This is a genomic window from Gemmatimonas sp., assembly GCF_041689975.1.
In the GTDB taxonomy this organism is placed as follows: Bacteria; Gemmatimonadota; Gemmatimonadetes; order Gemmatimonadales; family Gemmatimonadaceae; genus Gemmatimonas.
This window is the reverse complement of record NZ_JBDNFF010000018.1, coordinates 1-6,692: the sequence shown is the minus strand read 5'-3', so window position 1 is coordinate 6,692 and position 6,692 is coordinate 1. Positions and strand designations below refer to the sequence as shown.

Sequence of the window (6,692 nt, the reverse complement as noted above, 5' to 3'; positions counted from 1 at the left end):
GCTCGAAGTGGCGCGCGGCTGGTATCCGGATACCGGAGCGAGCGTGCTGCTGTGGCTCTTCACCGTGGTCGCCGCGCTGTTCGGCGGCTGGCTCTACCTGCTACAGCGCGATCACGTGCGCGCGTTGGTAGAACGCCGGCGGTTGCTGGCGTCGCTGGCGATTCCGAAACAGGTGGCGACGCGCGCGGCGTAGGGTGGGAACGGCGTTCACTCCGGGGCGGTGGACCTGATTACGCTGAGGCGCCGAGAACGTAGAGGCGCAGAGCCTTGTAATCGACAGATCGTTTGATGCGACGGAAGTTTCTTGATATTTGTGCTTCTCTGCGACCTCTGCGCCTCTGCGTCCTCTGCGTCCTCTGCGTCCTCTGCGTGATCGGTTCATCGATCCGTCAATCGCACCCGAACCTCGCGCGCATTAGGTTCTACCAATGAAGTTTCGCGATTCCCTGCCACCGTGGCTCACGCAGCTACTCGCCAAGTTCCATTGGACGACGTGGCTCGTGATCGCGCTTAGCATCTGGGCATTGCCACGCCTGCTGCCGCACGTAGGCGCCCTCGTGAACGTCAGCGCGCGCGATCGCACCGCGCCGACGTTCGCCGTACGCACACTCGCCGACTCCACGATCACGTCACAGTCACTCCGCGGGCGCGTCGTGCTCGTGAATGTGTGGGCCACGTGGTGCATACCGTGCCGCGTGGAGATGCCGCTGCTGGAGGCCACGTGGAACCGGCACAAGGCGGCCGGCCTTGTCCTACTCGGTGCGTCGGTCGACAAAGGCGATCCGCGCACCGTGCGCGACTTCGTCAGCACACGCGGCATCAGCTATCCCATCGCCATCGTGGGACCCGACATGATTGCCGAGCTGGACGGAGTGCGCGGCTATCCGACATCGGTTCTTATTGGCCGTGACGGTCGTGTACGCCATCGCGTGATGGGGCCGATCGGACCACTATCGCTGGAACCAGCGATTCGCCGTGCGCTGGCCGAGCCGTAAGGGACCATCATGCGCCCGCTACCGATACCCTTGCGCCTGCAACTCGAACAACTCGGCATACCGTCCGTGCCGCGCCAGCAATTCCTCGTGCGTCCCCATCGAGTCCACCGCGCCTTCGTTCAGTACCAGAATCCGATCGGCCATACGCACGCTCGAAAAGCGGTGCGAGATCAGCATGCTGGTGCGCCCGACACTCAACGCTTTGAAGCGTTGAAACACCTCGAACTCGGCCCTCGCATCGAGCGCCGCCGTGGGCTCGTCGAGCACCAACAGCTGCGCATCACGCATGTACGCGCGCGCAATCGCCAGTTTCTGCCACTCCCCGCCTGATAGCTCTACGCCCGTTGAGAAGCGCTTGCCGATGGGCTGGTCGTACTGTGCCGGCAATCGTGAAATCATCTCGGAAGCCAAGCTCTGCTCGGCCGACTGCACGATTCGTGCGCGATCCTCGCGTTCGTCAATACGCCCCACGGCGATATTCTCGCCGGCGGTGAGACTGTAGCGCACGAAGTCCTGAAAAATCACCCCGACGTTCGCCCGTAGCTCCGCAAGATCGTACTCGCGCAGATCGTGGCCGTCCAGCAGAATACGCCCTTCGCTGGGCTCATACAGTCGCGCCAGCAGCTTCACGATCGTGGTTTTCCCCGCACCGTTCTCGCCCACCAGCGCGACCGTTTCTCCGGCGTGCAGCGTGAAGGACAAGTGACGTACCGCCCAACGCTCAGTGCCGGGATACTGGAACCCCACATCCTGAAACTCGAAACCGATCGTGATCGGCTTGGGCATGGCGCGCGCATTCACCGGCGAATGAATGCGCGACGTGATTGTGAAGTATGAGAAGAGATCGTCGAGATACAGCGCCTGACTGGCCGTGCTCGAGAACCCCACCAGCAAACTCGCGAGCAAGTCACCAAGCCGACGGAACGACCCGGCGAGAAACGTGAGATCGCCGATGCTGAACTGACCGGTGAGGGTGCGCCACGCGATGTAGCCGTACGCCGTGTAGTATCCGGCAGTGCCGATCGCGGTGAGCAGCCCCATCCAACTGTCACGCTTGATGGCCAATGCACGGTTGGCGCGATACACATCGAGGGAGATGTCGCGAAAGCGGCCGATTAGGAAGCGATTCAATCCGAAGATCTTCACTTCCTTCGCGGTCTCCACACTTGCACCCGTCTGCCGCAGATACTCGAGCAAGCGGCGCTGTTGCGTGCGCGACCACTGCAGTGCGTACTCGAGCGCATTGAAGTGCGCCTCACCCACAAAGGCCGGCACCAGCGCCACCAGCAGTAGCACGATCAGCCACGGCGCATAAACCACGAGGCCCGCCGCGAAACTGATGATCGTGATCAGCGTCTGCACCTGTCCGAACACCTGGCCCATCACGCCAAGCCCTTGAAACGTCTGCGTACGCGCGCGCTCCAGCCGGTCCTGCACCTCGCTGTCTTCGAACTGTTCTAGGTCGAGGGTGGCCGAATGCTCCATCAGGCGGACCGTGGTGCTGATCGAAAACTGCAAACCGAGCATGCGGTCCACCAGCGAGCCAGCGCGCGACAGCGCATCGGCCGCGATGGCCAGGGCGAACTCGATGAGAATCAGCTGCAGCGTGCGATCCAGCAGACCGCTGGCGACCCAGGCACTCCACGTGACCGGGTCTCCGGGCAGCGCCGCCGTCCGGATCACTTCGTCGATGATCAGCTTGCCCACGTAGAGCGTGCTCACGGGCAACAGCGATCGGATGAGCCGGATGCTGATGGTCGCCATCGTAAGGGGCGCACTGGTGCCCCAGACCAGCAGAAAGAGCGGTCCGACGTGCCGGAGCGCGCCGAGCCGTTCGCGAAACGACTTGATCGGTGGTGGTGACTGTCTCGGACGCGCCATACGGTGAATCTGGGTACGCGCTCGCACCGCGGCCATCGTGACATTTGGATAAGTTTCATGGTATGCGCCCATTTTTTTCGACCGCTACACCGCGCCTTGGCCGCCTCCTGCTCGGGGTCGGTACCATCGCCGGCGTCGCCGCGTGCAGCGTCGGAACCGCGACGCGCATGCGCCCCGATGCGCACCCGGTGGCAGCACGTGCCACGACGGCGCGAGTCGCGATCGAGCTGGACGGGCGCCTCGACGACTGGGCCGGTGTTCCCTTGTGGACGGACGCAGCGCCGTCGAGCGGACCGCTTCAGTCAGCATGGGCCACCGATGATCCACACTGGTGGTACGTCTCGTTCTCCGTCCGCGACAGCGTAAGCCATTCCGCTATGGCGGGTACCCTGCACGTGCTCATCGACGTCGATGACAATATCTCCACCGGCGGAACCGTGTTCGATATCGCGCGCGGTCTCGCCGGCGTGGATCTGTCGCTCGACCTGTCCCGCTCCGACAAGCCTCAGGCCAACGGAGTCGGCGCCGGTGCGGCGCTGCGTACCGTCGAAGCCACCGGCGCCGGCGCGTACCGTCTTGGCGCCTATCGCAGCGCCTACGACCTCGGCGTGGTGGCGCTCCCCACCTGGAGTGCCACACGTTTTGAGCTCCGCATCGCACGCGGCGGCACGTTTGATGGCTTCGCGCGACTTGGCCGCGCCGTACGGGCCCGGCTTGTTTTCGAATCAGCGACGGGCGTGGTCACCGCGCTTCCCGCCGCGCGCTATGTGTTCGCCACCGCGTCCGACACGACGGCGAACGCCAATCTCGTGTCGGCCGTCCCGGCGAAGACCACCGGCTCGGTGCGCGTGGCGCAATGGAACGTGTCCGAGGGCTCGTTCAAGACACCCGCCAACCACGCGAAGTTGTTGGCAGCCGTGGCACCCGATGTGATCCTGCTGGATGAAGCGTATGCCGGCACCTCCGACTCTACGCTCGCCGATTTCTTTGCGCGTGCCGAACTGGCGGCACTGGGCACATGGCGATTCGTGTATTCGCGCAGCGGGGGTCGACAGCACACGGTGGTTGCCACGCGCGATCGCGACATCCGGCAGGCGTCGTCGATGGTGCGCGTGGAGTATCCGGCCGGAGTACTCGACAGCGTACGCGCCACGGCACTGAGTGCCTCGCAGCATCTGTTCGACATCGAAGTGCAGGCACAGATTTCGAGCACAGGTGCATGGATCACCATTGACGGCATCGAAACGCTGTTCGTGCCACTCGATCTGCAAAGCGGCGGATTTTTCGGCAATGCACAGGATCAGCTGCGCGTGTTGCAGAGCCGTGCGATCCGCGCGCACGTGCAGCGAGAGCTCGCCTCGCGCGCAACGCGGGGCGCACTCGTGATCGCCGGCGACTTCAACGCGATCGGATCGTACGAGTCCGTGCACACGCTCCGGCAAGGCCTCGATGTCGACGGCTCCGACCTTACGCTCAGTGATTCATGGCGATTGGGTGAACGAACGCTCGTGACCTGGACCGATCCGAAGGCGGCGCAATTCCTCCCTGGCCGTCTCGATCTCACGCTGTACGCCGACGCCGTATTCGAGCGCACGGGCGGCTTCGCGTTCACCAGCGCAGACCTCGCGCCAGCGTTCGCAGCGTCACTCGGCCTCACGCCGGAGACCTCTGCTCGCACGGCGGATCACCTGATCGTGGTGACCGACCTGCGGCGCCGGCGCTAGCGGTACTTTCGCGAATCTCACGTCCTGCGACGGCCAGGTTTCACGAGTTTTCAGAGGAGAATCCTGTCTCCTACCGCTCGCGAAAATGCTACAGGAAAGAAGTCGGGATGGACACGAGCGCTGAAGACTCACCCGCACGACTTGGCCGCGCCGCGTGTTCAACGTGAAAACCGCAGACAGGAACGCACCGTCCTGCAGAACAGGGGAAAGGCAACAGTTTATGGCCAGGAAGTGCGAAAGTACCGCTAGGCTGCCGGCGGGAAACCGCGATGCGGCCGGGCGTAATCAGTTATCTTTCGATGTGCACGGGACGCGCCCGTGCGGAACCATGATGATCGGACGAGGCGGGTATGTCGCGGGCGTTTCTACGAGATGATGCGGAAGGCGAGATGCCGCGCCGCAATTACCACTTGCCCGAGCGCAGCGATCCTGGCTACGATCGCGCCTGCGCGCGCGCACTGCTCGAAGCTGCGCGGGTGAACGAAACGCAGTTGGCCGAGCGGGCCACCGGGTACTATTGGGGCGAACCGCTGCTCAGGCCCTTCGTGGAAGCGCTGCGCGTGGAAGCAGAGCAGCAGGGCGACGATCGGCTCGAACAGCTGGCCCGACGTTTTCTGGCGTGATTACGCCTTCGCCGCCTTCGACGCGTCGAGCTGTGCCTGCATGCGCTTTCGGAAGCGTTCGGCGATCAGACGTCCCATTTCCGTTTCCTTCGCCACCCACTCGGCATTTCGGAACGCGATCGGGTTCACCTGTGCGCGATACTCCGCGAGCCACGGCTCGATGCGTGAGAAGATCAGCAGTCCTTCGCCATTGCTCTCGAGCATGAAGTCGGCGTGCATCACGCCGTGACGCGCCATGGCATACGTCATCTCCCAGTACGACGTGCACTGACGGAACGCCGCGTTGAGCGGATGATCGCCCTTCGTTACTGCAATCACGTCCTCGAAGCTCGTCGGTAGAAACTTGGCGATGACCTGCGTGCGCGATTCGCGCATGACATCTTCACGACGGAGCTCGTACAACTTGAGTACGAGTTCCGCATCATGATGGTCGGGGTATTCTTTGAGGGGCACGGTGTGCTCGGCAGACAGGGAAATTCGGCCAGCGCGCGAAGGTGGCGCGCGGCAGGATACGGACAACTGCTGACGTCAGCGCGCCACGATTCGTTGGCGCAATCTGCGCGTCACTCCACCAACATGACTCAGGGCGTGGAGCCCGCTCCCGCGAGAGCGGGTACCACATGCGGTTCCCACTGCTGCAACGTCACGCGTAATCGCCACGCGGCGTTGTCGGGGGCCGGTGACTCCGGATCGAGTGTGGCCGACGTGACCACGAAGCCCGGCAGCGAGACCATCTTGCCGCTGGGCAGTCGCTTGTGCCACGAGCCATCGTGCAACGGCACATCGTCGGTAAAACGACCATCGGAGGCGCGGCCGTACACGCGCATCGGATCGAGGCGCAGGCTGGCCCCGTTGGCGCGACGATCCACCGTGATCGCCGACAACCAAGAACGTCCCGCGTACTCCATGACGACGCCCACCTGCACTTGCCGTGTGGTTTCCCGTGAGGCCATCAAACGCGCCAGGAAGTTCGTCGCGACCTCGCGTCGCTGCGACGCCAGGACTACCGGCAGCGTACGCTGCACGGTGCCATCGTCCCCGGTCGCCATCTCCTCGCCCGCTGTCGGCGACTGCCAGTCGGCCGCCGTCCCAAGAATGACGCGGAGTGGCACGCCAACGGCGTGCGACTTATCGGGACGAAGGACGGTGATCTGCACATCGAGCGTCACCGGTCGTGTAATCGGAATCTGAGTCACGATGAAAGCTACTCGACCGGCCCCGCTCAGTGGGGTTCGCGTGAGCACCAGCTCGGTCTCGGATTCCAGAGCATTCCGACCTTGGGCAGGATCGCAACAGCTGGAACACGGAAACCACGGATCACACGGAAAGAACACTGATTAGAATGAACAGCGCTTTTGGCTTATCCGTGTCGGTTCCGTGCAATCCGTGGTTTCCGTGTTCCGGCTGTTGCTGTTGCCCTTGGCTGTTGCTGTTGCCCTTGGCTGTTGCTGTTGCCCTTGGCTGTTGCT

At 63.5% G+C, this 6,692-nt stretch carries 7 protein-coding genes; 4 read left to right on the top strand and 3 right to left on the bottom strand.

The features are described 5' to 3' along the window. Nucleotides 1–193, top strand: a 193-nt coding sequence (locus ACESNG_RS01155) for a hypothetical protein (RefSeq protein WP_373064977.1), incomplete at its 5' end; no start/stop codon positions are given. A 235-nt stretch (nucleotides 194–428) separates the two neighbouring features. Further along, nucleotides 429–995 (top strand): TlpA family protein disulfide reductase, encoded by a 567-nt coding sequence (locus ACESNG_RS01150; RefSeq protein WP_373064975.1) that lies wholly within the window; start codon nucleotides 429–431, stop codon nucleotides 993–995. 18 nt (nucleotides 996–1,013) lie between these two features. Here the strand turns inward: ACESNG_RS01150 and ACESNG_RS01145 are convergent, their stop codons facing one another. Further along, nucleotides 1,014–2,876: an ABC transporter ATP-binding protein gene (locus ACESNG_RS01145; RefSeq protein ID WP_373067384.1), complete on the bottom strand. Its 1,863-nt coding sequence runs from the start codon at nucleotides 2,874–2,876 to the stop codon at nucleotides 1,014–1,016. A gap of 62 nt (nucleotides 2,877–2,938) precedes the next feature. On the opposite strand from ACESNG_RS01145, the gene ACESNG_RS01140 reads away from it, so the two are divergent. After that, the gene (locus tag ACESNG_RS01140; protein ID WP_373067381.1) at nucleotides 2,939–4,600 is read left to right on the top strand and encodes an endonuclease/exonuclease/phosphatase family protein; all 1,662 of its coding nucleotides are present in this window, start codon (nucleotides 2,939–2,941) and stop codon (nucleotides 4,598–4,600) included. 350 nt (nucleotides 4,601–4,950) lie between these two features. Beyond that, entirely contained in the window at nucleotides 4,951–5,223 is a 273-nt protein-coding gene (locus tag ACESNG_RS01135; protein WP_373064969.1) for a hypothetical protein, read from the top strand. On the opposite strand, the gene ACESNG_RS01130 is transcribed toward ACESNG_RS01135, so the two are convergent. Together ACESNG_RS01130 and ACESNG_RS01125 are read right to left on the bottom strand one after the other, a co-directional pair. Beyond that, nucleotides 5,224–5,676, bottom strand: a complete 453-nt coding sequence (locus ACESNG_RS01130; protein WP_373064966.1) for a hypothetical protein — start codon at nucleotides 5,674–5,676, stop codon at nucleotides 5,224–5,226. It abuts the gene before it with no gap. A 128-nt stretch (nucleotides 5,677–5,804) separates the two neighbouring features. Then, on the bottom strand, nucleotides 5,805–6,419 hold the full coding sequence (locus tag ACESNG_RS01125) for a hypothetical protein (RefSeq protein WP_373064964.1): 615 nt from the start codon (nucleotides 6,417–6,419) through the stop codon (nucleotides 5,805–5,807). Nucleotides 6,420–6,692: the final 273 nt, after the last annotated feature.